The sequence below is a fragment of the Mesosutterella faecium genome, from assembly GCF_022809315.2.
Classification (GTDB): domain Bacteria; phylum Pseudomonadota; class Gammaproteobacteria; order Burkholderiales; family Burkholderiaceae_F; genus Mesosutterella; species Mesosutterella faecium.
Genome location: NZ_JAKZJU020000001.1, coordinates 81,699 through 108,454, shown reverse-complemented (window position 1 = coordinate 108,454; position 26,756 = coordinate 81,699). Strand labels below are relative to the sequence as shown.

The window sequence follows — 26,756 nt, the reverse complement described above, 5'->3', positions numbered from 1 at the left end:
GCTCCGTTAAGAAAATGAAGGGAAGAGAAAAGACTGGCACAGGTTGAAAAACCAGCCTGTGAGCGTGAAAAGCACCAGGAGGGTCCCGAAAAAAAGGACAAGCAGCCTGCCGGTCATGACCTGCCGCAGCATCATCGCCTCCGGCAGGCTGGCCCCGACGGTGCTCATGCAAAAGGCGAGCGTGGTTCCGAGCGGAAGGCCCTTTGTCATCAGGCTTTCCATGACGGGGATAATGCCGGTGGCGTTCGCATAAAGCGGGATGCCCAGAGCCACGGCCGCGGGAGTTGCCCACCACTGACCCGCGCCGAGGCGGCTTTGGATCCAGGACTGCGGCACATAGCCGTGTAGCAGCGCCCCGACGGCGACGCCGGCCAGAACCCAGGGCCAGACGCGCTTCAGGATGTCCCTGGTTTCTGTTGCGGCAAACGCATGGCGCTCGGCAAAGCCGAAAGGTCGAGGGGGCGCTCCTGCGGCGGCTGGCGCGGGAGCCTGTCCGGAGAGTTCACGGGCGAAGGGACGCAGCCAGCGCTCGGCGCGCATCGCGTCCATCAGCAGGCCGCCGGCCACCCCGGCGGCCAGCCCGGTCAGGACGTACAGGATTGTGAACTTCCAGCCAAGCAGCCCCCAGAGCAGCAGCACGGCCACTTCGTTGACGAGCGGCGAGGTAATCAGGAAAGCCATCGTGATCCCGAAGGGAATGCCCGCAGAAGTAAAGCCAAGGAAAAGCGGAATGCTGGAGCAGGAGCAAAAGGGAGTTACCGCCCCGAACAGCGCGGCCAGGGCGTAGCCTGGCAGCCGTCCCCGGCCGGCAAGGCAGCTGCGGACCCGCTCCAGCTTCAGCCCGGCTCTGAGCCAGCTGATGACATAGATCATCAGCACGAGCAGCATCAGGATCTTGGTCGAGTCATAGAAAAAGAACTCCGCGGCCTGCCCGGCGGCTGAGGCGGGATCCAGTCCTAGGACGCGAAAGGCAAAGAGCCGGGAAGAGGCAGGAAGCGCCGCGTAAGTGGCGGACCAGCCAGCGAAAAGGACCAGGCCGAGCAACGCCGGGCGAAGTCGAAACGGGAGCGCCTTCACTTCCCGGCCCTCCTTTCGTCCCTGAGGGCCCGAAGGGCGTCGTCCAGAATTTGCTGCCGGGCCGCGCAGCGTTTTTCAACAATGTCGCAGAGACAGCTCAGGAATCGTTCGAGGCAGGGCATGGCGAGCCGGTAATAGATGCTGGTGCCTTTTTTTTCAGAAGTCACGATGCCGGCCTGCCGGAGCACGGACAGATGCTTGGACACAGTGGACAGATCGCTGCCGACGAGGGCCTGAAGCTCGCAGACGCAGCGCGGGCCGCCGCGCAGCGTCTCAACGATAAGAAGACGGCTGGGGTGCCCGAGGGCCTTGAAAATCTGGGCCTGTTCAAGCAAAAGAGGATCTTGCAGCTGCATACATTCTTTCCTTTTTTGCCAAATTATAAAACAAGTTTCGTGCGCCCGAAGTGTTCTAGAAAGCTTTTTGGGGAATTCAGATGTCTTCAAGCGCAGTCCTTGCTCATAGAGATAAGGGGCGGCAGAGGCGGTTGGTATGTCAGCCATGAGGGTTACGGCGTTTTTAACGCTATTACCTTTTGCAATAATAGATATCTTGTTTTTCAGAAAAAATAACTAGAGACATCTCTTTAAAATGCCTGCTAATTGGCAAATTAGCCAATTAGCTAATAAATAGAAGGAGGTGTCCGTTGTGAATTGAAATTAGGCGCTTGCGGATGAGGCGGCATGAAGCCTCGTCTCTTCAGTTCGGCCAGGCAGGAAGGTAATGCGAAGGAAAAAACAAAACGCCGAACCGTTATAGAACGAACCATCTGTAGGTTTCATTGGTTTAGCTTCGCATAATCAAAAACCCGCCGCTCTCCTTCGATGCGAGCCAAAGGAGGGCGGCGGGTTCAGCGGCCTGTAAGCCTCAGTTCTTGGGAACGGAGGCCACGATGTTCACAAGACGCTTGGGAACGATGATGACGCGCTTCACGGGCGCCTCGCCGATGAAACGCTTCACGTCCGGGTTCTCGAGCGCGGCTTTTTCGATCTGCTCCTTCGCCGCGCCGGCGGGCACCATGATGCGGCCGCGCAGCTTGCCGTTAACCTGGACCACGAGCTGGATCTCGTCGGCCGCGAGGTCGGCCTCCGTCGGGCGGGGCCACGGCGCGTCGATCAGTTCGGAGATCTGGCGCACGAACCCCAGCTCGTCCCAGAGCGAGGTCGTGATGTGGGGCGCGAGCGGGTAGAGCACGCGCAGCAGCAGCGACATCGACTCGCGCAGAACCGCGGCCGCGCCCTCGCTGCCGTCGTCCTTGAAGGCCTCGATCGCGTTCATCATCTTCATGGCGGCCGAGACCACCGTGTTGTACTGCATGCGGTCGAGGTCGGCGGTCGCCTGGGCGACGTTCACGTACATCTCGCGCCGGAGCGCCTTTTCAGGCTCGGAGGCGCGCGCGGCGTCGTAGGGGCGCGCCGCGAGCAGCTCGTCGTGGTGCGCGTAGACCCAGGCCCACAGGCGCTTGAGGAACCGGTAGGTGCCCTCCGCGCCCGCGTTGCTCCAGGCGGCGGACTGGTCCGGGGGTCCGGCGAACATCACGAACGTGCGGGCCGTGTCGGCGCCGTACTTCTTGATGATGTCGCGCGGCTCGACCACGTTGCACTTCGACTTCGACATCTTCTGGATGCCGGCCGAGACGACGGGCTGGCCGTCTTCCTTCGCGACCGCTCCCGCGGGCCTGCCCTTTTCGTCGGTCTTGATCTCAATCTCGTCGGGGTAGTACCAGCGCTTGTGCCCGTCGGGCAGGTCGCGGTAGAACGCCTCGGCGCAGAGCATGCCCTGCGTGAACAGCCGCGTGAAGGGCTCGTCGAACTTCACGAGCCCGAGGTCGCGCATCACCTTCGTCCAGAAGCGGGCATAGAGCAGGTGCAGCACCGCGTGCTCGATGCCGCCGATGTACTGGTCCATCGGCATCCAGTAGTCGTTGCGCTCGTCGACCATGCGGTCCTTCGCGCCCGGGCAGCAGTAGCGCATGAAGTACCAGCTCGAGTCGACGAAGGTGTCCATCGTGTCGGTCTCGCGCCGGGCCGGGCCGCCGCACTTCGGGCAGCGCACGTTGAGGAACGCCTCGTCCTTGTTGAGGGGGTTGCCCGAGCCGTCGGGAATCTGATCCTCGGGGAGGATCACGGGAAGGTCCTTTTCGGGGACGGGGACGGCGCCGCATTTCGGGCAGTTGATCATCGGGATCGGGGTGCCCCAGTAGCGCTGGCGCGAAATCGACCAGTCGCGCAGCCTGAACTGCACCTTCTTTTCTCCGAGGCCCTTCTCGTGCAGCGCCTCGGCCACTGCGTCGATCGCCTCGTGCAGGTGCAGCCCGTCAAAGCGGCCGGAGTTCACGCAGTAGGGATTGAGCGTCTTGTCGCCGTACCACTCCTGCCAGTGATCCGTGGTGAAGGGCTCGACGCCGTCGACGTTCACCGCCTGGCGGATCGCGATGCCGAATTTCTTGGCGAAGGCGAAGTCGCGCTCGTCGTGGGCGGGCACGCCCATCACGGCGCCTTCGCCGAAGGTCATGAGCACGTAGTTGCCGACCCAGACCGGGATTTCCTCTCCGGTGAGGGGGTGGCGCACGGTGAGCGAGGTCTTCACGCCCTTTTTCTCGCGGGTGGCGAGGTCGGCCTCGGAGACGCCGCCCTTCGCGCACTCCTCGATGAAGGCGGCGACCTTCGGGTCGCTCTTGGCCGCGTACTTGGCGAGCGGATGTTCGGCCGCGACGGCGACGAAGGTGACGCCCATGATCGTGTCGGCGCGGGTCGTGTAGACGCGCAGCTGCCGCTCTTCTCCTTCAAGCGTGTACGGGAAGGCGAAGTCAACGCCCTCGGAGCGCCCGATCCAGTGGCGCTGCATCGTGCGGACCTCTTCGGGCCAGCCTCCGAGCTTGTCCAGGTCGTCGAGCAGCTCCTGGGCGTACTGGGTGATGCGCAGGTAGTAGCCCGGGATCTCCTTCTTCTCGACGATCGCGCCGGAGCGCCAGCCGCGGCCCTCGATCACCTGCTCGTTGGCGAGCACGGTCTTGTCGACCGGGTCCCAGTTGACGACCTGGGTCTTGCGGTAGGCGATGCCGCGCTCGAGCATCTTGAGGAAGAGCCACTGGTTCCAACGGTAGTACTCGGGCTTGCAGGTGGTCACCTCGCGCGACCAGTCGAAAGCGAGCCCGAGCGGGGCCATCTGCGCCTTCATGTCGGCGATGTTGCTGTACGTCCACTTCGCGGGCGGGACCTTCTTGGCGAGCGCGGCGTTCTCTGCGGGCAGCCCGAAGGAGTCCCAGCCCATCGGCGTCATGACGTTGTAGCCGCACATGCGGCGGTAGCGGTAGAGGACGTCGTTCAGGGTGTAGTTCCTCACGTGCCCCATGTGCAGCTTGCCCGACGGATAGGGCAGCATCGAGCAGACGTAGTACTTCGGCTTTTCCCTGCCGTTCGCGTCAAGCGCGTGTTCCACGGCCCGGTAGACGTCCTGCGCCTTCCATTTGGCCTGGATTTCGGCTTCGACGAGCTCCGGGGAATAATTCTCACGCATTTGTGGAGTTCCAGTCTTTGAAAAATGAAAACAATCCAGTAAGTATAGTACCGGCAGACCCGCGCCTAGGGCGGGCGCGAGGTGCGCGGAGCGCTTTGCGGGTAGAATGCGTGTGCTTCTTTTCATCCCTTCTTTTTCCGGCGGGCGGGCGCGGCGCGCTCCCCGACGTCTGAATCCATGACCCAGGAAGATCCTTTGACCGCGGGGCTCAACCCCCAGCAGCGGGAAGCCGTGACATTTCCCGACCAGAACGTGCTCGTGCTCGCAGGGGCGGGCTCAGGAAAGACCCGCGTGCTCACCAGCCGCATCGCCTGGCTGATCCGCGAGGGCCGGGCGAGGCCCTCGGGAATTCTCGCCGTCACCTTCACGAACAAGGCCTCGCGCGAGATGCTCGAGCGAATTGAGCGGCAGATGCCGGGGGTGTCGACCCGCGGCATGTGGGTGGGGACGTTCCACGGGCTGTGCAACCGGTTGCTGCGCGTCCACGCGGCCGAGGCGGGCCTGCAGCCGTCCTTCCAGATCATCGACCAGGCCGACCAGCTCTCGGTGGTTAAGCGCGTCATGAAGGCCGCGGGCGTGGGCAAGGAGACGATCGAGCCGCGGGCCGTGCAGAACTACATCTCCCGCATGAAGGAGGAGGGGCTGCGGGCCTCGGAGGTGAAGGGACCGGACATGCACACCGCGAACGCCGCGGTCGCGCTGCAGCTCTACCGCGCCTACGAAAGGCTCTGCGTCGAGGAGGGCATCGTCGACTTCGCGGAGCTGCTGCTGCGCAGCTACGAGCTGCTGCAGCGAAACGAGCTCATCCGCCGCCACTACGAGCAGCGCTTCTCGCACATCCTCGTCGACGAGTTCCAGGACACGAACGTGCTGCAGTACCGCTGGCTCAAGACCCTCGCGGGCTACGGCCGGGGGCCGGTGCGCGAGGAGGGCGCCGCGAACACGATCTTCGCCGTGGGCGACGACGACCAGTCGATCTACGCCTTCCGCGGCGCGAACGTCGGGAACATGGACGACTTCAGGCGCGAGCTGGGCGTGCGGAAGGTGATCAGGCTCGAGCAGAACTACCGCTCGACCGGCCACATCCTCGGGGCCGCCAACGCCCTGATCGGCTGCAACACGAAGCGGCTGGGCAAGAACCTCTGGACGGACGCGGGCGAAGGCAGCCGCATCCAGGTGATGCCCTGCCCCTCGGGCGAGGCCGAGGCGCGCTTCGTGGCCGAGGAAATCGAATCCGGGCACTCCCGGGGGCGCGCCTACCGGGACTTCGCGGTGCTCTACCGCTCCAACGCCCAGTCGCGCGCGATCGAGTCGGTGCTCATGGCGGGCGGGATCCCGTACCGCATCTACGGCGGGCACAGGTTCTTCGAGCGCGCGCACGTGAAGGACGTGCTCGCCTACCTGCGGCTCGTGGAGAACCCCTCCGACAACACCGCGTTCCTGCGCGCGGTGAACACGCCCGCGCGGGGCGTCGGGGCGAAGACGCTTGAAAAGCTGGCCGAGACCGCCCGGGCCGCGGACCTCTCGCTCATGGGCGCGGTCTCCGAAATGAAGGGCGCGGCGGCCTCGAAGCTGCGCGGCTTCGGCGAGCTCGTGATGGGCATCCGCCGGGCCGCCTCCGGGCGCAGCCTCACCGACCTGGTGAGAATCGTGCTCGAGCGGTCGACCCTCAAGGCCTATTACGCGGACCTGGACCGCCGGGAAAAAAGCGCGAAGGCCGAGGACCTCGCCGAAATCGTCAACGCCGCCGCGGCCTTCCTGAAAAGCGCGGACATCGACCCGGAGGCCGACGCGATGGAGCCCCGGGGCGAGGACGAGCTTTCGCCCCTTTCGTCCTTCCTCGCGCTGGCCACGCTCGAGGCGGGCGACAACCAGGCCGGCGCCGAGGCCGACGCCGTGCAGCTCATGACGGTGCACGCGGCCAAAGGGCTCGAGTTCCCGGTGGTTTTCATCACCGGGCTCGAGGAGAACCTCTTCCCGCACGTGAGCTCGCTGCGCGAGGGCGGGCAGGCGGGGCGCGAGGAGGAGCGCCGGCTCATGTACGTCGCGATCACCCGCGCGAAGCGCGAGCTCTACCTCACCTACGCGGCGCGCCGCTTCATCAACGGCACGTACCAGAACGAGCAGCAGTCCTCGTTCTTGGACGAGATTCCCCGCGAGCACCTCGTCTGGCGCCGCAGCCCCGCGGGCCTGAGCGAGGAGGCGGGGGCCTGGGACGAGGGCGGCGGCCGCAGGGGCGCGGCATCGGCCCGGGGCGGCTGGGCGGGACGCCGCAGCGGGGACGAGGACTCCGGGCAGGAGCGCGCCTCCTACGGCTACTCCTGGCGGCCCCGCGGCGCGGACAGCTCCTACAACGGCTCGAAGACGGAGCCGCTTCTTAAGAAGAGGACCGAGGCGGGATGGAGCGCGGGGCAGCACGTGAGGCACCCGAAGTTCGGCAAGGGCGTGGTGATTTCGGTCTCGGGCTCCGGAGCCCTCACCAAGGTGCAGGTCGCTTTTGCGGGAGCGGGCGTGAAGCAGCTGCTCGCCGCCATGGCAAAGCTTGAAAAGATCTGAGGCCTGAAAAGGCAGGGCGGGGACAAAAAGGGGCGGCGGGCCCGTTTTCCCCGCCCCTGCCCTCAAAAAAGAGATGGGGTGTTCAGGGCTCCCTTATCGAGCGGTGATTTTTTGCGCTTTCGGTCTCCTCAGACTTTCCTTCGAAGTCGCCAGCGTTTAATATTCTTCGGACGAAATCCGCGCGCCAGGCGCAGAAAAGCTCTCGAAGAAGGCGGCTTCCGGCTCTGAAAGGAGCCCGGGGCGGCCCGGCGGCTCACCGGTTTTCGGCCTGCGGTCTTTGCCTCCATTTCCACGTATGGAAACCTTTTATCTAGTCATTCTTGGCTTTCTCGCGCTGCTTGCCGTCATCGACCTCTTCGTGGGGGTGAGCAACGACGCCACCAACTTCCTTAATTCGGCGGTGGGCTGCAGGATCGCCCCCTTCAAGGTGATTCTCGCGGTGGCGGGCGCGGGCGTGCTGCTGGGCGCCACCTTCTCGGGCGGCATGATGGAGATCGCGAAAAGCGGCGTCTTCAACCCCGGGATGTTCACCTTCAAGTCCGTGATGGTGATCTATCTGTCGGTCATGGTGACCGACGTGATGCTGCTCAATTTCTTCAACACGCTGGGGCTGCCGACCTCGACTTCGGTGTCAATCGTCTTCGAGCTGCTCGGCGCCTCCGTGGGGGTCGCCGCCAACGAGATACTCGCGGACGGCGGGACGCTCTCGGAGCTGGGCGGCTACATCAACAACGAGAAGGCCTTCGCCATGATCGCGGCGATCCTCGCTTCGGTGGTGGTCGCCTTCGTGAGCGGCGTGGTCGTGCAGTATCTCATGCGGATCGTCTTCACCTTCCGCTACGAGAAGACTTTCCGGAAGCTGGGCGGCCTTTTCGGCGGCTTCAGCCTCGCGATGGTCTTCTACTTCCTCGTGATGAAGGGCGCGCGCGGCGCCTCCTTCATGACCCCGGAGCTGCTCGCCTTCCTTGACGGCCACACCTGGCAGATCCTCGGCACGATCTTCGCCGCGGGCAGCGTCATCCTGCAGCTGGGGATGGTGTTTTTCCGCCTCAACGTCTTCCGGGTCGTCATCCTTGCGGGCACGTTCGCGCTCGCCTTCGCCTTCGCGGGCAACGACCTCGTCAATTTCGTGGGCGTGCCGATCGCCGCGCTCGACAGCTGGAAGATCTACAGCGCGGGCGGCGGGGCGGTTCCCCCCGAGGCCTTCTACATGGACGCGCTCGCGCTGCCGATCGCCCCGCCCACGATCCTGCTGCTGCTCTCGGGCATCGTGATGGTGCTCACGCTGCGGTTTTCCAAAAGCGCGCGGCGCGTGATCGAAACCTCGCTCAACCTCTCCTCATCCTCGACGGGAGACCGCGAGCAGTTCGGGGCCTCGGCGCCAGGCCGGCTCATCGTGCGGACCATGATGGGGGTGGGGCAGGTCGTGCTCGCCTTCATCCCGCTTTCCCTGCAGAGGGCGGTCAACCGCCGCTTCGAGCCCGTGGAGCCTCCCGCGGGGACCGAGCCCCTGCCCTTTGACTACGTGCGCGCCTCGGTGAACCTCATCCTCACGGCGATCCTCATCTCCACGGCCACTTCGATGCAGCTGCCGCTGTCGACCACCTACGTCACCTTCATGGTCGGGATGGGCTCGTCGCTTGCCGACCGCGCCTGGGACCGGGAGTCGGCCGTCTACCGCATCTCCGGCGTCCTCGTGGTCGTGGTGGGATGGTTCCTCACGGCGCTCACGGCCTTCATCGCCGCCTCGCTCGTGGCCACCCTGGTGCTCTACGGCGGGCGCCCGGTGAGCATCCTGCTCATCGTGCTCGTGCTCGCCGTGATCGTGCGGATGAATCTGTCGAAGCGCAGGGACCAGAAGAAAAAGAGAATCGACGTCCGCAGCCTCGACCGGTTCGGGGTGCGCACGCTCCTGAACGAAGACGTCGCCCGCAACTACATTGCCTCGGTGAGCATCTTCGGCGAAGTGGTGAACGCGCTGCTTGCCGACAGCGAGCGGGCGCTGCGGCACACGAACAACCGCGCCACGGTGCTGATGGACGAGGTCTCCGCGAGCCGCTCGCTCTACTACGCGATGGCGAAGTACCACGGCACGCACGACGACCTCGACGCGCGCTTCCTCTACTACCGCAGCCTCACCAACATGAAGGAGGTGTGCCGCTCGCTGCAGCGCGTGGCCTCCCAGGCCCAGGAGCACGTGGCCAACCGCCACCGCATCTTCAGCGGAGACCTTGCGGAGAACCTGGTGCACCTCGCCGGGCAGCTCTCCGACACCGAGGAGGTGATCCGCGACTTCAGCGAAGGGTGGGCGAGCGCCGCGGACGTTCAGAAGAAGGCCCAGAAGATGATCGACCAGGTCGCGCGCGACCAGGAAGCGCTTCTCGCGGGCATTTCGGAGTACCGCCTGTCGCTGCGCGGCTGCGAGCTCTACATGACCTTCCTGCAGTTCGTGCGCGACATCGTGAACCACTACAGCATCGTGGTGGCGCTGCAGAACCGGCTCAATGAGATCTGCGCGGAGGATTCGAACGATCTGGGTGATCCGAAGGGCCGTCAGGCTTCAGCCCCAGCCCCTCTCGGAAAAGCCTGAGCGCGAGGTCGGGCAGGCCCCGGGGGCCGTCCTTCGACCAGGAGCCGCCGAAGCCGAAGCCGCCCGCGATGAGCGCGGCCGCGCTCCAGTCGGTGTACGCGAAGAGGTACCAGGCCGTGAGCAGGCTTGGAATGAGCGTGAGCCGCAGCGCGAGGCAGGCGGCGGCTGCGGCCGCCGCCGCGGCCCAGGAGCCCGAGAGCCTGTGCACGAGCAGCGCCGTGCCCGCGAGAATGGCCGCGATCCAAGCCGACAGGGCGAGCGCGAGGAGAAGTTTTCCAGGCCGGATTTTCATTTTTTGCGGGAAGAAAGAAAAAAGACTTGCTTTTTTTAAATTGCAGGCGTAGTATTCTAAATCTCGATTGCGCCCGTAGCTCAGTTGGATAGAGCACCTGGCTACGAACCAGGGGGTCGCGGGTTCGAATCCTACCGGGCGCACCAATTTTTTATTAGCCCTGAAAGCGGAAGTTTTCAGGGCTAACTGTTAGGGGGCGGTGAATCAAAGCCGCTTCCCGGCAGCAATACAATCGGTTTCGGCGAAGCGATTCGCCTTGGTGGAGAAGTGGCCGAGTGGCTGAAGGCACACCCCTGCTAAGGGTGCAGGTCCAAATTTACGGGCCTCGAGGGTTCGAATCCCTCCTTCTCCGCCATTAAGAAATATGGATCCCCGGAGTCAAGCGATTGATTTCCGGGGATTTCTTTGTCCGCAGCCTTTGTGCTTCCCGCCCGCAGAGCCCGGAGCCGGGAGAAGGGGCGGCGGGGAAAGGGGGCCTCCCGCCCCCCGCTCTTTCTTCTCAGAGCCCGATCAGGCGCTCGGGGTGCGAGTAGACGTTGGCGCTGCCCCTGCGGCAGAAGCCCGCGAGCGTCATTCCGGCCCTGCGGGCGAGGTCGATCGCGAGCCCCGTGGGGGCGGAGACGGCCAGCAGGATCTCCACGCCGCAGAGCGCCGCCTTCTGCACCATTTCAAAGGACGCGCGGGAGCTGATCAGCAGCGCCCCGTGCCGCCAGCCCTTCTGCACCCTCATGCCGAGCAGCTTGTCGAGGGCCACGTGCCGGCCCACGTCCTCGGCTCCTCCGGCCAGCGACCCGTCCGGGCGGATCCAGACGGCGGCATGGGTGCAGCCGGTGAGGCTGCCCAGCTGCTCGACCTTCTTCAGGTACCTGAGGGCGCCTTCGTAGTGCCTCATGCTGAACGTCTCCTCGTGGCCCACGGGGCCCGCCGCGTGCGCGATGCCGCGCAGGCTCTCGATGCCGCAGATCCCGCAGCCCGTGCGGCCGGCCATCGAGCGGCGGTGATCCTTCAGCTTCCAGAAGCATTCGGAGGAAATCCGCATCGACACCTCGTATCCCCCGCAGGCCTGCCGCGCCTCGATGTCGTAAAGGCAGGAGGGGTCGGGGATGATGCCCTCCGACAGGGAGAATCCGAGCCCGAAAGCCTCCAGGTCTTTCGGAACGGCCATCATCACGGCGTGCGATATCCCGTTGTAGACCAGCGCCACGGGAGCCTCTTCGGCCACCCAGTCCGTTTCGTCGGCCGGGGCGTTCATGCGGCGCATGCCCACGGTGCGCGCTCCCATCAGCTTGACCTCCGGGCCGCCCTCGGGCGCGCCGCTCAAGGTTTCCGCGCCGAAGCCCGCCGCCGCGGCGCGGACCTCCATTCCTTCGTTTTCCCAGACGTTCATGGCCGGATCTCCCCAGTGTGTGTTCTGCCTTTCAAAGAAGCCGCCGCTCAGCGCCCGGACTGCCCGGCGTAGAAGGCCTCGAGCCCCGACATCACGATTTCCTCCACTTCGGGCGAGAACCGTTCGGAGTCTTTGGCAAAGACCGTGGGGAAGGCGCTGCCGCAGTGCCTGCACAGGTGCAGCCGGTGCTCCTGGTCGGCCTCGTCGTGGACGTAGGAGAGGTCGGAGACGACCTGGGTGCCGCAGTGCGCGCAGCGGATCCGCTCGAAAAGCCAGTCGGCCCCGCAGCAGGTGCAGAAGAGGCGCTTCACGCTGCCGTTGCTCTGGGTCTCGGCCACGCAGGCCACGGCGGCCTCCGAGCCGCAGACCGGGCAGCGAAGCGGCCGGTTGTGGTGGGCGTAGTCCCGGATGAGCGGATCGATCCGCCTCGAGGCCGCGTCAGCCGCGGCTTCGAGGAACACCCGCAGCGTGAGGCCCAGGACGGGCAGCACGTAGGAGTCCAGCGCGGGCAGCCCGGCGGCTTTTTCCTCCACCTCGGCGAGCCACGCCATCGGATCCCGGGCGGCCAGCTGCAGCGCGGAGGCATCCGCATAGGCGGAAAAATCGACGGCCTCGAGCGCCCCGGACTCCTGCGGCCCGAGCCCCCCGCGCAGGGCGGCGGCGATTTCCCCGGCGGCCTCGAGGAACTGCCCGGGGTCGATCTCCGGGGCTCTCGCCGACAGCAGGCTCGCGCGCCCGAGGGCCGCCGACTTGATCTCCTGATCCGACCATTCGGGCACCGGGCGGTCGAGCCTCGCCCGAAGCTCCGCGGCCTTGAGGAGCGCCGGGGCGAAGGCCCTCAGATTGGCGCGGACGCTCTCGTCCTTGTGCGAGGCGTAGTGCGTGACGGCTTTTTCAATTTTCTTTGCGTTGAGCATCAGGAAAATCTCCTTTTCTTGTTTTTGAGGCGAGGCTTTTGGGGGGCCTGCGTCTGGAAAGAAGCCGCTTCATGCGGGCCTTCAGGGCTTCTTTCCGGACGGGCCTCCCGCCCGGAGAACCGGAGCGGGAGGCGCCCCTTGAGTTTCAGGCTCAGGCTTTTCCTTCCTTTTCGTCCTTCACTTCAGTGACGTTCTTGCCCAGCGCGAGCTCCTGGTTCGCCCAGTAGCCCCAGTGGTAGGCGGCGTCGGCCTCGCTCACCTTGCCGTCGCCCCACATGATCCGGGCAGTGCCGCGGTAGGGCTGCCAGATGCCCGCGCCGAGGTAGATGTGCGCGAGGCTCAGGATCACCGTGAGGCAGAAGAAGACGTCGTGGACCAGCCGGGCCGCGAGCAGCGTCTCGGCGCCGAAGGCCACTTTGGCGCCTCCGCCGGGCAGCAGCCCGGTGTTGAGCCAGAGCACGAGGCCCGAGAGCGCCATGAACAGGCAGCAGAACACGAGTCCGCCGTCAGCCAGCCTCTGGGCGGACTTCACGTGGTGCTGCGGGGGCATGTGCACCTTCGCGGGCGCAAACAGGTAAAGCGGGAACTTCATCGCCCAGGCGACGTCGTCCTTGTCCCACTTGCCGAAGATGTCCTCCTTGAAGAGCTTGGCGGCTCCCTTGGGGGACCTGAGCAGCGAGTAGATCGGGAAAAGGATGAAGGGTATGGCGATGATGCGGTGCAGGACCCTCATCACGTGGGTGAAGCGCCCGCCCATCAGGTCTCCGCCCAAGCTCGGGACGAAGACGAAGACGCCCGTGACGGCGAGCCCGATGCAGGCGATGGCCACCACGCCGTGCGTGACCCGGGTGAGCAGCGAATGGCGCTGGATGTAACGTGTCATGATCGGCTCTCCTTATTTTCCAGACGCTTCTTTTTCAAGAAGTTCCTTGACTTCGCGGTCCGCCTTCGCGCGCTGCTCAGGCGTCCAGCTCTTCTTGGCCTCCTCGAGCGAGACCTTCTTCCTGCGGTAGCCGGCTGCGGCGGCAAACGAAACCGCGAGCCCGGCCACGACGGCGGCGGTCCCCACGCCCGTGACGGCCTTCATGCCGCGGATGGCGCCGAGCACGGCCTTCGGATGCGGGTCAGTGGGCAGCCCGTAGGCCTCGTGGCCGTACTGGCAGACCGTAAGGATGTGCAGGCCGCCGCATTCCTTCTCGCCGTAGAGCTCGGCCTTTTCGAATCCCTTTTTCTTCAGGAATTCGACCCTGGCGCGCCCGGCGGCGATCATCTTCTCGCGCGGCCCGAACTTGAGCGCTTCGGGCTGGCAGGTCTTCACGCAGGCGGGGACGCCGCCCTCCTCGATGCGGTCCATGCACAGCGTGCACTTGTCGACGATCCCGTCGCCGGGGCGGTAGCGGGGCACGTCGAAGGGACAGCCGCTCTGGCAGAAGGTGCAGCCGTTGCACTTTTCCGGGTCAATGGCGACGATGCCGTTTTCCTTCTTGTAGAGGGCGCCCGAAGAGCAGGCCTTCACGCAGCCCGCGTCCGTGCAGTGGAAGCACGAGCGGCGGCCGATCGCCAGGTTGATCGGATGGTACTTGTCGCCCGACTCGGTCTCCTTGAAGGTCATGATGAGCCGGGTGTCGCCGTTTAAATCCGGCGGGCACTGGTAGGACCCCGTGAAGGGCGTGGCGTTGAGCCCCAGCGGGGACGGAAGGACGTTCCACTGCTTGCAGGCGACCTGGCAGCCCTTGCAGCCCGTGCAGTGCGAAGCGTCGAAAAGTATGGCGACTTCCTTGTTGTTAGCCATCTGTATCTCCTAAATTCTCTGCGCGCATCAAGCCGCTTTCTCAAGGTTGACGAGGAACGCCTTGTACTCCGGGATCCAGGAGTTCGGATCTCCGACATTGGGGGTCAGGTCGTTCACGTTGTCGCCGGTGGCGAACTTCGTGGCCCAGGAGAAGTGGTGCGGCATGCCGACGACGTGCACGGTCTTGCCCTCCACCTGCATCGGCTTCATGCGGATCGTGACCATGGCGGGCACCTTGACCGAGCCGCGCTTGTTCCAGACGCGGACCATGTCGCCGTTCTTGATGCCCTTTTCCTTGGCAAGCTCGGTGGAAATCTCGATGAAGTTGCTGGGCATGATCTCGTCGAGCCAGGGGATGTTGCGGGTCTGGGTGCCGGACTGCCAGTGCTCGACCACCGAGTAGGTCGTGACCGCGTAGGGGAACTCCTCGGGGGTGCCGCGCTGCACGGAGGGATCGTCGGCAAAGCGCATGCAGGGGTTCGAGCCCTGCCCGTTCAGGCCGTTCTTGACCGGGGCCTCGAGCGGCTCGAAGTGCTCGGGCAGCGGTCCGTCGGCCATCGGATAGGCGAAGAGCCTGGCGCGCTGCTCCCAGGTCATGAAGAAAGCGTTGTCGTCGGGGCCCTTCGCGGTGACGAAGTCGCCCACGTCGTTCTGGATCCACTTCTGGCCGTCCCAGGCGACGAGCGCCTTTTTCGGGTTCCAGGGCCGTCCCTGCGGGTCGGCCGAAGCGCGGTTGTAGATGATCCTGCGGTTCGCGGGCCAGGCGAACGACCACTGCGGGAAGAGCCCGAGCCCGGTGGGGTCTTCCTTGCCGCGGCGCGCGGTGGGCTGCTTCATCGGGTCCATCTTGTCGGCCTCGTTGTTGTAGTAGCCCGAGAAGATCCAGATGCCGCAGGCGGTCGAGCCGTCGGCGCCGAGCTCGCTGTAGCCCTTGAGAAGCCGGCCGCTGTCGCACTCGTAGCCGTTGATCGCCCAGCACAGCGCGCGCAGGTCGGGCTTGCCGTCGATCGTGTAGTCGAAGTTCGCCTTGAGGATCTGGTCCTTGCAGGCGCCGCCTTCCTTGTCGTAAAGCGCGCGGATGTGGGCCCAGAGGTCCATCATGATCTCGAAGTCGGACTTCGCCTCGCCGGCGGGCTCCACGGCCTTCTGGCGCCACTGCATCCAGCGGCCGGAGTTGTTGATCGAGCCCGCCTTCTCGTAGATGAGCGCGGCCGGCAGGAAGTAGACCTCGGTCTTCACCTCCTCGGGCTTCATGTCCGGGGCTTCCCAGAAGGTCGAGGTTTCCGTCTGGAACCAGTCGGCGACGACCATCCAGTCGAGGTTGGCCATCGCGTGGCGCACGTGCTTCGCGTTCGCGGCCGAATGCGCCGGATTCATGCCCCAGACGAAGTAGCCTTTGATCTTGTTGTCGCGCATCTCGTTGAACGACATGATCGTGGAGTAGTCCCCGCCGTCGCGGCCCACGCCGATCTTAGGCAGCAGGTCGTAGCAGTAGTCGTTGTCGTAGGTCGCGTTTTTGCCGAACCATTCCTTCAGGGCCGAGACCCAGAACTTCGGCTTGTTCGAGTAGTAGCCGGCTGCGTAAGTTTCGCGCGAGAGGTAGTCGGCGAGCGTCGGGTGCTTGTTCGCGTCAGGCCAGTTGAGGTAGCCCGGGGCCTGGTGGGAGGTCGCGCCGACGTCGGTCGAGCCCTGGACGTTGGGCTCGCCGCGCAGCGCGTTGATGCCGCCGCCGGCCACGCCCACGTTGCCGAGCAGCAGCTGGATCACGCACATCGCGCGGCAGTTCTGCGAGCCGTAGGTGTGCTGCGTGAGGCCGAGGGCGTAGATGAAGGTGCCGGAGCGCTCGGGCCTGCCGGTCGAGGCGTAGACCTGCCAGACCTTCTTCATCACGTCGATGTCCATTCCGGTCACGCGCGAGACTGCCTCGGGGGTGTAGCGCGCGTAGTGGCGCTTCATGATGTTGAGCACGCAGTTCGGGTCCTTGAGCGTCATGTCGCGCTTGAGGATCTCCAGATCCGGCGTCTTGAACTTCGGGGTTCCGGGCTTCTTCACCCAGGCGAACTGCGAGCCCGCGTCGGTCTTCCAGGCCGCGGTCTTGTCGTAGTTGTAGCCCCAGGTCTTGTTCGAATAGCGCTTCGTCTTCGGATCCCAGCCCGAGAACAGGCCGGTCTCGGGATCGAAGCTGAAGTCCGGGCTGATCAGGCAGGCCGCGTTCGTGTAGTGCAGGACGTACTCTTTCTGGTAGAGCTCGTTTTGCAGGATGTAGTTGATGAGGCCGCCGAAAAAGGCGATGTCTGTGCCGGGGCGGATGCGCGCGTAGATGTCGGCGCGGGCTGCCGAGCGCGAGAAGCGGGGGTCGACCACGATCCAGGTTGCGCCCTTGTCCTGGGCGCGCTCGACCCAGCGCGAGGACAGCGGGTGGTTTTCGACGTTGTTCGAGCCGATCGTCATGAGGACGTCGGAGTTGGCGAGATCGCACCAGTGGTTTGTCATCGAGCCGCGGCCGAAGCTCGGGGCGAGGCCCGAGACGGTCGAGGAGTGGCACACGCGCGTCTGGTTGTCGATCGTGACCGAGCCGAGGCTGCGCGTGAACTTCTGTACGAGCCAGGCCTCCTCGTTGTTGAGCTGGGCCGCGCCGAAGGTGGCGATGCCGTCGCAGCGGTTCACGGTGACTCCGGACTCCTTCTCAACGAAGGTCGCGTCGCGGGTCTTTTTCACGTGGCGCGCGATTTCGCTGGCGGCCTGCTCCCAACTGATCCTTTCCCATTTCTTCGAGCCCGGGCGGCGCACCATCGGATAGATGACGCGGTCGGGGTGCGCCTGGACGCGGCGGTCCGCGGTGACGATGCTGCGCAGCCCCCACATGGCCGCTCCCTTCGGGCACAGGCCGCCGAGGTTCACCGGATTGTCGGGGTCGCCCTCGAGGTTCACGAGCTCGCCGTTGCGCGTCGAGCAGATCGTGCCGCAGCCGCCGGAGCAGTAGCAGCAGATGTTGGTGAATTCCTGGACCCCGGTGAGCTTGTAGGGCGCCTTTTTATGGCCGGAGGCGGCAGCTGCGGCGCCGGACAGTCCGGTCCCGAGTCCTCCCAAAAGAAAACCGCGCTTAAAGAAACTTCTGCGGGAAACTTCCATTGTCGATCTCCTACGGTGGAGTGTTTTTTTAGTGGCTCCTGCCGCCTCTTTTTCCCCGTCTGGTCTCCCGGGGGAACAGGTTCAGCGCGAGGCGGCCGAGTGGATTCAAAACAAGCCTGCTTCTTGTTTCAAGAGCCATCTTCCACGGGCTTGACCGCGGGAGGAATTCGCCGCAAGGAGGGGTGCCGCCTTCGAAAGCCGAACGTTTTTCCTTTTTTGAATGCGGTTTGCGTAAACTTGTAGTAGTAAGCGTTTACACTTAGCGCATTTTTTCTATGCGTGAAGCACGTTTCGGCTATTCTTTGTTTGAATAACGATGAAAACACGGTAGATACAAAGTCTATACCGCATTTATGGGATTGCTCGAAAATTTGTTTTATGTATTAGGTAACTCGTTATTAATAAATAAGAATTTCTTCTTATGCGGGACGCTTCGGATCCTGCATAACGCTTGTGCGGGATGCGCCTTTGCGGGAGCGGCCTCCCGCGTAAGAGGGATTCCTGCGGGACGGTCCTGAAGGAGGCCGCGAACCCGCGGCGGTGCGCGCCCGGGCGCTTTGAGGCCGGAAGGGGAAAAGAGGCTGCTGTGCCGGCCTCACTTCCCCAGCCTTCAGCGCTCCTTCTGCCCGTCCTGCCCGGCGCTGAAGTCCGTGACCGCCTTCCAGGCGCAGCCCTGCAGGAAGCGGGCCAGAGCGGGCTCGAGCGGCTTTTCGCAGCCTCCGCGGTAGGCGAGGCCCTCGGGCGAGCGGCCGAAAAGCGATGAGTAGAGCACAGCGCCGTAGAGGTAGGTGCCGGCGGCCGACGGATGCCGCCCGTCGGGCATCCGAAGCTTCGCCCGCCCCGTTTTTTCAGCGAGTTCGAAGGCGAGCCCGACCGGGATCACCTTCAGGCGGGCTTCGCGTCCGGCCCGAAGCGCCTCGCGGCCTCGGCCTGGACGAGGACTCCGCGGCGGTAAAAGCCGGAGTGCCCCGCAGCCGCAGCGGCCGAATTGCCCTGCAGGATCACGATGCCGGGCCCCGGGAGGCCGCCGCGTGACCGGAGCAGCTGCGGCAGCGGATGCGCGGCGACGGCGCCGCCCTCACCGCCTCAAGCGTGACCTTGGAGCGCAGCCGGAGCCTGGTCTCCCGCATGAGCCCGCGCAGAACTTCGTCCGCGCCGCAGTTGTAATAAGAGTAGGAATTTCCGGTGATCAGGATGCCCGGGGGCTGTCCGGCCGGGGCCTGGGAGGCGGCCAACAGCAACGCGGCAAGGACCGAGGCCGTCCGGGGACGGCCGCGCTTTCCGCAGGACGCAAAAAAGCCGCCGCATCCGGGCCTGGGAGGGTATGGCGGCGGACGCAGCGGCCGGGGAAGCATTTTTTTTAAGGCAGCTTCCAGCCGTAGAATTCCGTCACGGTCTTCCAGGCGATTCTGCGCAGGAACTGGGCGGTCTCGGGGGGCAGGGGCTTTTCGCACTCGCCGAGGTAGTTGATCGCCTCGGGCGACTTATGGAAAAGGACCGAGTAGAGCACCGCGCCGTAAAGGTATGAGCCCGCGGCGCTCGGGTGGCTCTTGTCGGGCTGGTACATCACGAGATCGGGCTTCTCCTTGAGCGCTTCGGCGAAGGCGAGCCCCACGGGCACGACACGCACGCCGGCTTCATTGCCGATCTCGATCGTGCGGTCGGCGATCTTTTTGATGTCGGCGGGCTTGTTCTGGCGCGGCCAGGTCATGACCAGCAGCGGGGTGCTGCCCGCCTCGCGCACGAGCTTCGCGTCCTGCACCGCGTACTTGCGGAAGTAGGGCAGGCGCTTGTCCGAGGTGGCCGCCTCAGAGTGCCCCTGCATGATCACGACGTCGAACATCGGTTTCGTGAGCCTGCCGTTTTCCACATGGGCGTACGGATCCTGCTCATGCGGGCTCAGGTAGAACTTCATGTCGTGGAAGGAAAGCGGCCCCGAGCTGATGGTGATCATGCGCGTCTTCATGCCGAGCTTCGGATTCGACTCCTTCATGAAGCCGCGCAGGTAGCCGTGCACGCCGCAGTTGTAGAAGGAGTATGAGTTTCCGATCAGCAGGGCCACCTTCGGGGCTTTGGCGATCGGTTCGGTGACCTGGGGCTTCACCGTGTTTTCCAGGGCTGCGGCCGACCCCATCAGGGTCATGACGGCCGCTGCGCAGATGCACTTCTTCCACATCGTATTCATTGCCTTCTCCTTTTTCCGGGCCGCGGGGCCTTCGTTTCGGCCGGCCCAAGCGGCCCGCGGGGCCGCTGCGGCGAAACTCGGCTTTATGGGCCATACGAAGAGCATAGGTTGGCGCCGCCCTCTTCCCAAGACCCGTTGCCCAAAATAGTTTTGCAGTTTGCGCAAAGGGAAAAGAGGGGGCGGAGGGTCCCTGCCGGTCAGGTTCTGTAGAGCTCCTTCTTGTCCCAGCGGCCGGAGTCCTTCGGCAGCGCGACGATGCCTTCCACCTGCGACTCGTAGAAGGCGAACTGCTTCTGCATGATCGTTGCGTACCACTCGAGGAAAATGCGGATGCGCTTCAGGTGCCAGGCGGAGCGGCTGGTCACGATGAAGCACTCGAGGGGCGGCCTGAACCAGCCCGGAAGGATGGGAACGAGCGTGCCCTTGTTGAGGTCCTGGTAGATCTGCACGAGCGGCATGTCCACGGCTACCCCCAGGCCGTCGAGGAGCGCGGTCCGGATCGCGAGAATGTCGGTCGAGCGGGTGCAGGTGGAAAAAATGACCGGCTCGGTGCGCTCCCCGCGCTGCAGCGCCCGGGTCTCCGGCCTCACTGGCCCGTTGTAGACGAGGCCCGCGTGGTTCTTGAGCTGCCGCGGCTCGAGCGGCATGCCGTGCTGCTCGATGTAGCGCGGACTCGCCACCGGCAGGTAGACGTTGCGCCCGCGGCTCATGAAGCACAGCCCCGGCAGCTGCGGCACGCCGGTGAGCGTCGCCACGTCGCACAGGCCCTTCTGCACGTCGCTTTCCTTGAATCCGGTGAGGATTTCCACGGTGATGGCGGAATAGAGCTTCTTGAACTCCTGCAGCAACGGGATGAGCTGCCGCGAGGCGAACCCCGGTGCGGAGGACAGGCGGATGTTCCCCGAGAGCGTTTTCTTGTCGTCCATCAGGGTCTGCTTGAGAGACTCGTGGGCCCTCAGGATCGGCGTGATGCGCTTGAGCGCAGTCTGTCCCGCCTCGGTGAGGGTCTGGGGGCGGGAGCTGTGGCGGATCAGCGCGCAGCCCAGCGCCTTCTCGAGTCCCGAGATGGCGCGCGAGATGCTGGAGACTTCCACCTGCAGGGCGTTCGCGGCGGCCGTGAGTGTTCCGGCTTTCGCGAAGGCGGCGAAGTAGCGCCAGCAGGTCAGATCATCGGCTTTTGACATGGGTTAATGGGTATAAGATGCTGCTTATGCATAGGATTATGCACTTTTGGAAGCTCCGCCGCCCTGGGGCGGCCGGGCTTCGCGGTTTGCCCCTGCCGCAAAATAGTTTTGCAGTGAGAGCGTTGTGAAGCTTCTTTCAAACTAAGACACTTTGCTTAACAAATCAAGCTTAGGCCCAAAAAGGAGGTCGAAGTGAAGCGTGACGAATTTTTCTGGATCTCTGAAATCAACAAGGCGACCGTCGTCGTCAACCTGAAGCACGGCCTTCTCACCAGGCAGCTCGCCTCCGAGGCGGCGCGGGGAATCGCCGCGGTCGAAAAGGCCGCGGAAGAAGATCCCGCAAAGCGCGTGAACAAGTACATCACCTATGAGCCGATGCTCATTGCCGCCACCGGCCCCGAAGTGACCGCGATTCACGCAGGCCGCTCGAGCCAGGACATCCTCTCGACGATGAGAGTCGCGATCGACCGCGACGACGCGCTTTCCATCTGCGGGGCGCTCGATGCCGTGATTGAAAAGATGCTGGAGCTCGCCCGCGCGAACCGCGGCACGATCGTCCCCAACTACACGAACGGCGTGGCCGCGCAGCCCAACAGCTACGCGCACTACCTGCTCGGCTTCATCGCCGCGTTCCAGCGCGACCGCGAGCGGCTCGCGCAGTGCCTCGTGCGCAGCAACGAGTGCTCCATGGGCGCTACGGTTCTCAACGGCACCGGCTGGCCGCTGGACCGCAGGGCCATGGCCGAGGCGCTCGGGTTCGACCGTCCGCGCCGCAACGCCTTCGACTGCACCTGCGAGACGCCCGTGGACTTCCCGCTCGAGGTCGCCTCAATCGCTGGCTCGATTGCGATCCACGTGGGTTCTTTTGTGAGCGACGTCATGGTCCAGTATGCGCAGCCGCGCCCCTGGATCATCCTGCAGGAAGGCGGCGAGAACACCTACGTGTCCTCCGCAATGCCCCAGAAGAGGAACCCCGGGCTCATGAACAACTGCCGCGCCGACGCCTCCGACGTGCTCGCCGAAATGAACGCGGTCTACATCCGCGCCCACAACCTCGTGCCTGGCATGGTCGACGGCAAGAGCTCGGCCAAGAACAGCCGCATGGCCTCCCGCGCGGTGGCGATGCTGCAGCGCTTCCTCAAGGTGCTGGGTGCGCTGCGGATCAACCCAGAGCGCGCTCTCGAGGAGCTCAACAGCGACTGGACGGCCTCGCAGGAAATCGCCGACCGGCTGATGCGCGACCACGGACTGCCCTTCCGTATCGGGCACCACATGGCCAGTCGCATGGTTTCCTGGGCTCGCGCGAACAACGTGCTGCCGAAGGCCTTCCCTTACGAGCAGATGAAGAAGATCTACCGCGAGGAGATCGAGCAGGAGTTCCCCGAGGCCTCCCCGGAGCTGCCGTTGAGCGAGGCGGAGTTCCTGGACGCCCTGGATCCGAAGAAGATCGTGGAGGGCAGGAAGACCGAGGGGAGCTGCGCCCCGGCTGAGGTGGACGCGATGATCAAGGAGTTCGGCGCGAAGCTTGAGGCCGGGAAGGCCGAGGCGCAGAAACTGCGCGCTCAGATCGACAGTGCCCTCGAAAAGCTCGAAGGCGAGTTCAAGGCCTGCATGTAACGGCCGGCAGGAAAGACTCCGGCTGATGGCTTCGGGATAAAAGAGGGGGATTCGGAATAGACTAACCCTTAAAGTTTAGGCACTCTGTTTTTATCCCAAAGCCTGAACTCCCGGGGTTTCTAGTCTTTAAGAACCCTGGGAGGAACGGGAAGACCAAGCATCGTGAACAAATCACGATGCTTTTTTGCTAACTGCTGGCTGACCCATTTGTTGTGAGTCTTCAGCTTCGTGGCCTGGACGTTCCTGAGTTTGGCCAGTGCGAGGGTCAGGGAATTGCCCGGGAGCTTCAGATCAGAATTTCTTTGAGTCTGAGCCCTCGCACTGAAGGACATCCTGGTCCTGAGGGTCTGCGCGAGGATGTAAATGAACAGCCGGCCGATGTAGGTGCTGTCCGTCGAGCGGATCCTGTCGCCGTGGATTTCGTTTTTAAACTGGTCAAAGGACTGCTCGACCACATTCCTTTCCCGATAGATTTCCAAAGCGGCGAAAGGATCCGCAATCTCATTGGTGCGGATGACAAAGCAGCCGTAATAGCGCGTTTCCTTTTCGATTGCTTCGTAGTCAGGCTTCCATACCGGGCGTCCTGAGTCATCCTTTGTGCAGGTCAGAAAATTTTTAACGTCCTGCCAGGCCTGGCTGTCGACAGAACGCCCTTCATTCTTCTTTTTCAAGGCTTTCTCGATGGCCTTGAGCAGGTCAAAAGATTCCTTTGCTGCCCGGATGTTGTTTCTGTAGAGATGGAGGGCAACCTTGACGTCCTGGCGGTTGGAGCGCCATTCGGCGTCAGGCGCGGTGACGGCGGCAACCTCCAGCAGGCCGGACTGGCAGGCGGGTTTTTCAAAATCCTTCCTGTGTTTGTCGAACTTTCGTTTGACCGAGTCCTCGACGACCCGCACGCCCTGGACGAACCGCAGGTTCAGCTCCAGGGATTTCTGGGTGTTCATGATGCTGCTGTAGCCGCGGTCCGTGACAAGGAGCATCTTGTCCAGTTCAATGCCTTCGTCCCGCATCTGGAAAAGGATTTCACGGAAAGAGGCCGCGTCATTGATGGACCCCTCGTAAATGTGGGCGAAGACTGCCTCTCCGGTGACGTAGTCGCAGACGAAGGCGAGGTTGACCTGCCTGAGTTCCGGGTTCTGTTTGGCATGACCGTAGGCGGCGTCTCTGATCGTCTCGGAGTAGGTGGAGATGCTCGTGCTGTCCAGCGCCAGCATTTGCGGCGGGACATAGCTGCCGGGCTTGAGCGAGGCTTTGATCAGGGCGCTGCGCTGCCGGGCTTCCTCGGCAGAGCGTTTGAAGCGGAGCTTGAAATAGGCCTTGAGCTTGTCGCGGTCCACCTGTTCCAGAACTTCGGAAATTCTCTGGCTGGACAAAGGCCGGGCCCCCGGCAGATAAACCCCTGAGAGCCAGTCGCTGTAGAGCATCATGGCCTGGCCGGCGTCAAACTGGAAGATGGCCAGATCCATGAGCTTTTCAGCAAGATCCGCACCAAACACGGACTTCAGGTCATCCCTGATGCCGTGGAGAATGCAGTATTCCCGGGCCGCCCAGGTGCAGCCCATGGAAACGGTCTCGTTCTGCTCCCAGCCTTCATCGGAAGCCGGTTCCTGCGGCTCCGCTTCTCCGACGTCCTGTGCGCTGACCAGTGAGTTTCCAGCCCAGTACCAGTCCCTGCCGGCGTATTCCGGATGAAGGGCAAGAAAGGCTTTTCCCACACGGACCTGACGGGTCTGCGGATCCAGCCTGCCGACATGATGCCGCTCCGCAATGCGCGACTGATGCTTCTTTGGATCCCACTTGTTGCGGTAGGTGTAGACATAGGTCCTTCCCTGTTTGTCCGTGTAAGTGGAAAAGTTCATTTTGCCGGAGGCGTTTTCAGAAGAATCCATGGCGATAGCATGTTTTTATTAATTATAGACTATGTTACCATAAAATAAATATCCCGGCAAATTCAAATCATTGAATTTCCGGGATATTTGAAATTAATTTGGCCTGAGTTTGTCCTGCGTCAACCCCTTCTGGAGCTAGGATCGCGGGAGTTTCCGCCAAAGCGCCCGCCATCCGGCGGGCGCTTTCATATTCTGCAGAGTATTCAGCGAAGGGTTTCCAGCCTGTGCGTTTGCTGATGCGCTCCTGTTGTACCAGCGAATCATGGCCGGCAAGGCATCGATCAGTTCCTGGGCGGTTTTGAATTTCCTCTCCTGCCCGTAGAACAGCTCCACTTTGAGCCTCCCGAAGAAAATCTCGATGATTGCCTTGTCAAGGCAGTTACCCTTGCGGCTTATGCTTTGCCGCATCCCCATCCGGGCCAGGGCGCTGCGATAGGTGCCGTGCTGGTACTGCCATCCCATGTCGCTGTGCAGCAGCAATCCTGCCAGGCTGACGCCGCGCGCATCCATGTTTTGCTTGAAGTCATCGAGCATGGCCTTGATCAAGAGCCTGCTCTGGCCGGTGCCGCAGGCAAGCCCGACAATCTCGCGGCTGTACAAGTCCATGATCGGCGAGAGGTACACCCACTGGCCTTTGACGCTGAACATCGAGATGGCGGTGACGAAGCTCCTGAACGGAGCCGGCGGGTTGAAATCCCGCTTGAGTTCATTGGGAATGCATCAGTGCGCATCGCCCTTGCAGGAGCTGTACTTGCGCCGGGCAGCCCTGCCGGCGATGTCCATCTCCTTCATCAGCCTGTACACGGTCTTGCGGTCCAGGGAGAGGCCAGCCTCGGCCTTGAGGGATGGGTAAGGCGGTCATACCTGCAGCAGCTCCTGTGGCGCTTCCAGATCTCCAGAATGCCCTGTCTGGCGGCGGCGTACTTGTCCAGACCGGCGGCAGGCTTCTTCTGGTAGCAAAACGTCTTGACGCTGAAGCCGGCAAGCCTGCACAGCAGGGCCAGCGGATAGCTTCGCCTTAGTTCATCGATCGCTTTCACAATCAGCACCCGCCGCTGTTTTTGAGTGAGTCGCGGACTAAGGCTCCGAATTTTTTAGCAGGTCAGCCCTGCATTAGCTCCTCCTTAAATGCCTTGAGCAGGTCTGCCTGTTTCCTGCACAGTGCCCCGAGCTCCTGCCTGATGGCCCTCGGCTTTATCTCCGGCAACTTTTCGTTAAGCGGGTCAGGAGCCTGGGCCCCGGGATCCTTTGGCCGACGGCCGCGCCGGCAGGGACTTTTCACTCCTTGATTTCTCCAAGGCGACGCAGAGGTTGCCTGTGTTCTTGAAGCCGTATTTGACGCAGGCTTGCAAAAGCGATAATCCGTTGTCCAGGTCGAAAAAGATGCTCTGAAGTAGCTCCTCAGTGATTTTTGGCGGCTTGTAAGCGGGCTCATAGAGCTCACGGCGGCCGGCCTTCTCAAATGCCGTCCAGGAATCCACTTGCGTTGCGGTAATGCCGAAGTGGCGGGCGGTGCCTGAGTTGCCGTGCCTCGCGGCGTATTTGACGACATCGATGCGTTCTTGGAAGGTGAGGCGTTTGACCACGGAAGACACTCTTTTTGAATATTACGGAGTGTCTTAACTTTTTGGGTCAGTCCAGGAAGGAGCCTCCTTTTTCCGCTGCCCGTCTGGGGGGCGGGCTAGCGCCGCCGGCGGCTTTTTTTAGGGCGAAAAAAACGGACTGCGCCTTCACTTCAGGCGCGGGCAGCCGCCCGCCGCCTTGAGGCCGAGAATCCGGCTCACGGCGCCGCTCAGCATGAGAAAGCCCGGCCCCATACTTTCCATGCCCCCGATGTCGAAGTCTGGCCGGTGATGCCCCCGGGTGTTGCAGCCGTAGAGGAAAAATCCGGCGTTTCCGCCGCGCTCCACGACCCGGTGCATGTAGAGCGTGCAGTCGTCGCTGCCGGCCGCTTCATGCACGAGCATGGGCCTTGCGCCGGGAATCGCGGCGGCGCACTCCATAAGCAGGACGCAGGAGGCCTGCGTCGAGGTGATCGCATCGGCCTAGCCCGCCCTGGGGATGTCGGAGCGGACGCCCAGGGCGGCCGCGCTTCCGCGCACGGCCTCGATCGCGCGCGAGGCCATGAAGGCGTTGGCCTCGTGGGTGCTGCCGCGCACTTCGAACTTGAGGTGGGCGTGGGTGATGTTGCGGCCCTCTCCCGCGTTAAGCAGCCCGACCGAAACCCGGGTGTCGCCCTGAGAGGCGTGGGGAATGGCGGTGAGCAGCAGCGGAAGCGGTCGCGGCCGCGATAAGGGCGCTTCGGCCCGCCTCCGGGCGGGATCCCGCATGCGAGGCGATTCCGGTGAAGTCCACATCGAACTTTGTGGTCGCTATGAACCTTTCGGCGCAGATGCGAATCTCCCCGAGGCGGGCGGGGGCCTCGACATGGGAGCCTATGAACCAGTCGGCGTCGTCGACCGCTCCTGCGGACACCATGGCCGCGGCCCCGCGCGTGCCTTCCTCCGCAGGCTGGAAGATGAGCTTCAGCTTTCCGCACAGCTCCGAAAGGTGCGCGGCCGCCCAGCGCGCAAGGACAATGCCCTCGGCCGTGTGGGCATCGTGCAGGCGTGCATGATG

General features: G+C 63.7%; 22 protein-coding genes and 2 tRNA genes. 5 read left to right on the top strand and 19 right to left on the bottom strand.

What is annotated here, in order from left to right; genetic code table 11:
* Positions 1–6: 6 nt before the first annotated feature.
* From MUN46_RS00535 to leuS, 3 genes are all read right to left on the bottom strand, one after another.
* Positions 7–1,044 (bottom strand): permease, encoded by a 1,038-nt coding sequence (locus tag MUN46_RS00535; RefSeq protein WP_245398934.1) that lies wholly within the window; start codon positions 1,042–1,044, stop codon positions 7–9.
* Positions 1,045–1,073: 29 nt separating this feature from the next.
* Positions 1,074–1,433 (bottom strand): ArsR/SmtB family transcription factor, encoded by a 360-nt coding sequence (locus MUN46_RS00530; protein ID WP_243377066.1) that lies wholly within the window; start codon positions 1,431–1,433, stop codon positions 1,074–1,076.
* A gap of 511 nt (positions 1,434–1,944) precedes the next feature.
* The gene (leuS, locus tag MUN46_RS00525) at positions 1,945–4,596 is read right to left on the bottom strand and encodes a leucine--tRNA ligase (protein WP_243377065.1); all 2,652 of its coding nucleotides are present in this window, start codon (positions 4,594–4,596) and stop codon (positions 1,945–1,947) included.
* Between the two features lie 177 nt (positions 4,597–4,773).
* On the opposite strand from leuS, the gene MUN46_RS00520 reads away from it, so the two are divergent.
* Complete coding sequence (locus MUN46_RS00520; RefSeq protein WP_243377064.1) at positions 4,774–7,152, top strand: ATP-dependent helicase; 2,379 nt, start codon at positions 4,774–4,776, stop codon at positions 7,150–7,152.
* Positions 7,153–7,447: 295 nt separating this feature from the next.
* Positions 7,448–9,742, top strand: coding sequence for an inorganic phosphate transporter (locus tag MUN46_RS00515; protein WP_243377063.1), 2,295 nt, complete (start codon positions 7,448–7,450; stop codon positions 9,740–9,742).
* Here the strand turns inward: MUN46_RS00515 and MUN46_RS00510 are convergent.
* Positions 9,654–10,034 (bottom strand): hypothetical protein, encoded by a 381-nt coding sequence (locus MUN46_RS00510; RefSeq protein WP_243377062.1) that lies wholly within the window; start codon positions 10,032–10,034, stop codon positions 9,654–9,656. The genes MUN46_RS00515 and MUN46_RS00510 overlap by 89 nt on opposite strands.
* A gap of 69 nt (positions 10,035–10,103) precedes the next feature.
* On the opposite strand from MUN46_RS00510, the gene MUN46_RS00505 reads away from it, so the two are divergent.
* Together MUN46_RS00505 and MUN46_RS00500 are read left to right on the top strand one after the other, a co-directional pair.
* Positions 10,104–10,180: transfer RNA gene (locus MUN46_RS00505), tRNA-Arg, on the top strand.
* Positions 10,181–10,295: 115 nt separating this feature from the next.
* Positions 10,296–10,389: transfer RNA gene (locus MUN46_RS00500), tRNA-Ser, on the top strand.
* A 144-nt stretch (positions 10,390–10,533) separates the two neighbouring features.
* Here MUN46_RS00500 and fdhD read toward each other — a convergent pair.
* From fdhD to MUN46_RS00455, 9 genes are all read right to left on the bottom strand, one after another.
* Entirely contained in the window at positions 10,534–11,421 is an 888-nt protein-coding gene (fdhD, locus tag MUN46_RS00495; RefSeq protein WP_243377695.1) for a formate dehydrogenase accessory sulfurtransferase FdhD, read from the bottom strand.
* A gap of 47 nt (positions 11,422–11,468) precedes the next feature.
* Positions 11,469–12,338, bottom strand: a complete 870-nt coding sequence (locus tag MUN46_RS00490; protein WP_243377694.1) for a formate dehydrogenase accessory protein FdhE — start codon at positions 12,336–12,338, stop codon at positions 11,469–11,471.
* Positions 12,339–12,489: 151 nt separating this feature from the next.
* The gene (locus MUN46_RS00485; RefSeq protein ID WP_237978542.1) at positions 12,490–13,221 is read right to left on the bottom strand and encodes a cytochrome b/b6 domain-containing protein; all 732 of its coding nucleotides are present in this window, start codon (positions 13,219–13,221) and stop codon (positions 12,490–12,492) included.
* Between the two features lie 12 nt (positions 13,222–13,233).
* On the bottom strand, positions 13,234–14,130 hold the full coding sequence (locus MUN46_RS00480; RefSeq protein ID WP_237978541.1) for a 4Fe-4S dicluster domain-containing protein: 897 nt from the start codon (positions 14,128–14,130) through the stop codon (positions 13,234–13,236).
* Positions 14,131–14,157: 27 nt separating this feature from the next.
* Positions 14,158–17,262 carry a molybdopterin-dependent oxidoreductase gene (locus tag MUN46_RS00475; protein ID WP_243377693.1) on the bottom strand — a complete coding sequence of 1,035 codons (3,105 nt, stop codon included), beginning with the start codon at positions 17,260–17,262 and terminating at the stop codon, positions 14,158–14,160.
* Between the two features lie 610 nt (positions 17,263–17,872).
* A complete protein-coding gene (locus MUN46_RS00470) occupies positions 17,873–18,145 on the bottom strand; it encodes a hypothetical protein (protein WP_243377692.1) in 273 nt (90 codons plus the stop codon).
* 118 nt (positions 18,146–18,263) lie between these two features.
* Positions 18,264–18,497: a hypothetical protein gene (locus tag MUN46_RS00465; RefSeq protein WP_285230517.1), complete on the bottom strand. Its 234-nt coding sequence runs from the start codon at positions 18,495–18,497 to the stop codon at positions 18,264–18,266.
* A 125-nt stretch (positions 18,498–18,622) separates the two neighbouring features.
* The gene (locus MUN46_RS00460) at positions 18,623–19,447 is read right to left on the bottom strand and encodes an SGNH/GDSL hydrolase family protein (RefSeq protein WP_243377690.1); all 825 of its coding nucleotides are present in this window, start codon (positions 19,445–19,447) and stop codon (positions 18,623–18,625) included.
* 197 nt (positions 19,448–19,644) lie between these two features.
* A complete protein-coding gene (locus MUN46_RS00455) occupies positions 19,645–20,631 on the bottom strand; it encodes a LysR family transcriptional regulator (RefSeq protein WP_243377689.1) in 987 nt (328 codons plus the stop codon).
* Positions 20,632–20,823: 192 nt separating this feature from the next.
* On the opposite strand from MUN46_RS00455, the gene MUN46_RS00450 reads away from it, so the two are divergent.
* Positions 20,824–22,248: an argininosuccinate lyase gene (locus MUN46_RS00450; RefSeq protein WP_237978535.1), complete on the top strand. Its 1,425-nt coding sequence runs from the start codon at positions 20,824–20,826 to the stop codon at positions 22,246–22,248.
* Between the two features lie 119 nt (positions 22,249–22,367).
* On the opposite strand, the gene MUN46_RS00445 is transcribed toward MUN46_RS00450, so the two are convergent.
* The 6 genes from MUN46_RS00445 to MUN46_RS11765 all read right to left on the bottom strand — a co-directional run bounded on the left by MUN46_RS00445 (position 22,368) and on the right by MUN46_RS11765 (position 26,717).
* A complete protein-coding gene (locus MUN46_RS00445) occupies positions 22,368–24,137 on the bottom strand; it encodes an IS1634 family transposase (protein ID WP_285230516.1) in 1,770 nt (589 codons plus the stop codon).
* Positions 24,138–24,272: 135 nt separating this feature from the next.
* On the bottom strand, positions 24,273–24,785 hold the full coding sequence (locus MUN46_RS00440) for a DDE-type integrase/transposase/recombinase (protein ID WP_243376855.1): 513 nt from the start codon (positions 24,783–24,785) through the stop codon (positions 24,273–24,275).
* Between the two features lie 143 nt (positions 24,786–24,928).
* A complete protein-coding gene (locus tag MUN46_RS00435) occupies positions 24,929–25,186 on the bottom strand; it encodes a hypothetical protein (protein WP_243376856.1) in 258 nt (85 codons plus the stop codon).
* Between the two features lie 174 nt (positions 25,187–25,360).
* The gene (locus MUN46_RS00430; protein ID WP_243376857.1) at positions 25,361–25,723 is read right to left on the bottom strand and encodes a helix-turn-helix domain-containing protein; all 363 of its coding nucleotides are present in this window, start codon (positions 25,721–25,723) and stop codon (positions 25,361–25,363) included.
* 144 nt (positions 25,724–25,867) lie between these two features.
* On the bottom strand, positions 25,868–26,104 hold the full coding sequence (locus tag MUN46_RS00425) for a hypothetical protein (RefSeq protein WP_243376858.1): 237 nt from the start codon (positions 26,102–26,104) through the stop codon (positions 25,868–25,870).
* 238 nt (positions 26,105–26,342) lie between these two features.
* Positions 26,343–26,717, bottom strand: coding sequence for a M20/M25/M40 family metallo-hydrolase (locus tag MUN46_RS11765; protein ID WP_422732587.1), 375 nt, complete (start codon positions 26,715–26,717; stop codon positions 26,343–26,345).
* Positions 26,718–26,756: the final 39 nt, after the last annotated feature.

What these genes read in the sequence shown, in the direction of transcription:
- MUN46_RS00475 (WP_243377693.1), bottom strand. Translation starts at nt 17,262, where the DNA reads ATGGAAGTTTCCCGCAGAAGTTTCTTTAAGCGCGGTTTTCTTTTGGGA.
- MUN46_RS00515 (WP_243377063.1), top strand. Translation starts at nt 7,448, where the DNA reads ATGGAAACCTTTTATCTAGTCATTCTTGGCTTTCTCGCGCTGCTTGCC.
- MUN46_RS00490 (WP_243377694.1), bottom strand. Translation starts at nt 12,338, where the DNA reads ATGCTCAACGCAAAGAAAATTGAAAAAGCCGTCACGCACTACGCCTCG.
- fdhD (WP_243377695.1), bottom strand. Translation starts at nt 11,421, where the DNA reads ATGAACGTCTGGGAAAACGAAGGAATGGAGGTCCGCGCCGCGGCGGCG.
- MUN46_RS00485 (WP_237978542.1), bottom strand. Translation starts at nt 13,221, where the DNA reads ATGACACGTTACATCCAGCGCCATTCGCTGCTCACCCGGGTCACGCAC.
- MUN46_RS00445 (WP_285230516.1), bottom strand. Translation starts at nt 24,137, where the DNA reads ATGGATTCTTCTGAAAACGCCTCCGGCAAAATGAACTTTTCCACTTAC.
- leuS (WP_243377065.1), bottom strand. Translation starts at nt 4,596, where the DNA reads ATGCGTGAGAATTATTCCCCGGAGCTCGTCGAAGCCGAAATCCAGGCC.
- MUN46_RS00520 (WP_243377064.1), top strand. Translation starts at nt 4,774, where the DNA reads ATGACCCAGGAAGATCCTTTGACCGCGGGGCTCAACCCCCAGCAGCGG.
- MUN46_RS00455 (WP_243377689.1), bottom strand. Translation starts at nt 20,631, where the DNA reads ATGTCAAAAGCCGATGATCTGACCTGCTGGCGCTACTTCGCCGCCTTC.
- MUN46_RS00440 (WP_243376855.1), bottom strand. Translation starts at nt 24,785, where the DNA reads ATGTTCAGCGTCAAAGGCCAGTGGGTGTACCTCTCGCCGATCATGGAC.
- MUN46_RS00510 (WP_243377062.1), bottom strand. Translation starts at nt 10,034, where the DNA reads ATGAAAATCCGGCCTGGAAAACTTCTCCTCGCGCTCGCCCTGTCGGCT.
- MUN46_RS00530 (WP_243377066.1), bottom strand. Translation starts at nt 1,433, where the DNA reads ATGCAGCTGCAAGATCCTCTTTTGCTTGAACAGGCCCAGATTTTCAAG.
- MUN46_RS00480 (WP_237978541.1), bottom strand. Translation starts at nt 14,130, where the DNA reads ATGGCTAACAACAAGGAAGTCGCCATACTTTTCGACGCTTCGCACTGC.
- MUN46_RS00425 (WP_243376858.1), bottom strand. Translation starts at nt 26,104, where the DNA reads ATGCTCGTGCATGAAGCGGCCGGCAGCGACGACTGCACGCTCTACATG.
- MUN46_RS00460 (WP_243377690.1), bottom strand. Translation starts at nt 19,447, where the DNA reads ATGAATACGATGTGGAAGAAGTGCATCTGCGCAGCGGCCGTCATGACC.